The 1,524-nt window shown below is 37.7% G+C and carries 2 protein-coding genes; both read left to right on the forward strand.

Translation table 11 applies throughout. The annotated features are described in order from the left end of the window. A partial coding sequence (locus tag A9G31_RS04215) for an aldolase/citrate lyase family protein (protein ID WP_065560588.1) occupies positions 1-827 on the forward strand: 827 nt, incomplete at its 5' end. 12 nt (positions 828-839) lie between these two features. Then, the coding region (locus A9G31_RS04220; RefSeq protein ID WP_255306952.1) for a citrate lyase subunit alpha at positions 840-1,524 on the forward strand (685 nt) is incomplete at its 3' end.

The raw sequence follows: 1,524 nt of genomic DNA on the forward strand, positions 1-1,524 counted from the left end.
CTTCGTTTGTTTATAAGCCTGATTCAATCATGTTCGATCTTGAAGATGCCGTTTCAATTAAGGAAAAAGATTCAGCACGTTTATTAGTTGCACAAACTTTACTTCTTCCTGTTTATAAAGAGCACGGAATTGAAACAGTAGTACGAATCAACGCGCTTGATACTCCATTTGGTCTAAAAGACCTTGAAGCAGTTGTAAGAGCTGGTGTTGATGTAGTACGTTTACCTATGACTAACTGTGCTGAAGATATTCATGAGTTAGAAGCTCATGTTGAAAGAATCGAAAAAGAGTGTGGGCGTGAAGTTGGTAGCACTAAATTAATGGCTGCAATCGAATCTGCTCAAGGTGTTGTTAATGCCGTTTCTATCGCTAAATCTTCTCCACGTTTAATCGGTATTGCGCTAGCTGCATTTGACTATCTTGTTGATATGCAAACTGAACGTGGCGATGGTACAGAATTATTCTATGCTCGCTGTGCAGTATTACATGCAGCACGTGTGGCTAAAATTGATGCTTTTGACGTTGTTTACTCTAATGTTAATGATGATGAAGGTTTCTTGAAAGAAGTCAGCTTAATCAAAAAATTAGGTTACAACGGTAAATCGCTCATTAATCCTAGACAAATCGATCTGCTCCACAATGCTTATGCTCCAACAGCAGCTGAAGTTGAACATGCCCAAAAAGTGGTTGAAGCAGCAGAAGAGGGAGAAAGAAAAGGCCTTGGCGTTATTTCTCTAAATGGCAAAATGATTGATGCACCGATTATTGCTCGAGCTAGAAAAGTTATTGAGTTGGCTAAGTATTCTGGTGTACGTAAAGAAATTTGATAGGATTGAAAAATGACTACTTCTATAAACAAAAAAATTGATGATTTGCTTAAACAGCACCCTGATCTCAAGAATATTAAGCCTTTTGTTGATGCTAACGCAACAACACCATATTTAAAAGATGAGTCTAAATATACGCGTAAATTGTGTGATTCTATTGAGCAAGCAATTAAAAAATGTGAATTGCGTGATGGTATGACTATCTCTTTTCACCATGCATTTCGTGAAGGCGATAAGGTTATCAACAAAGTTGTTGAGACTATCAGCAATTTAGGCATTAAAAATTTGACGCTAGCTTCAAGTTCTTTATTAAGCTGTAACTCAGCGTTAATTCCTCATATCGAATCTGGTGTAATTACTAAAATTTATACCTCTGGTTTACGTGGTAAATTAGCCGATGCGATTTCTCACGGTTTAATGGATAACCCAGTCCATATCCATTCTCATGGTGGACGTGTAAAACTGATCCAAAGTGGTGAAATTAACATTGATATCGCATTTTTAGCTGTATCAACCGCTGATGAACAAGGTAACGCTAATGGTGTATCTGGAAAATCACAATGTGGTGCTCTAGGTTATGCTATGGTTGATGCGCAATTTGCGAAGAAAGTTGTACTATTAACTGAGGATATTGTTGGATATCCTAACCATCCAGCAAGTATTCGCCAAGATCAAGTTGAGATCGGAAGAGCACACG

Source organism: Gilliamella sp. Gris1-4 (genome assembly GCF_001690335.1).
Lineage (GTDB): Bacteria > Pseudomonadota > Gammaproteobacteria > Enterobacterales > Orbaceae > Gilliamella > Gilliamella apicola_P.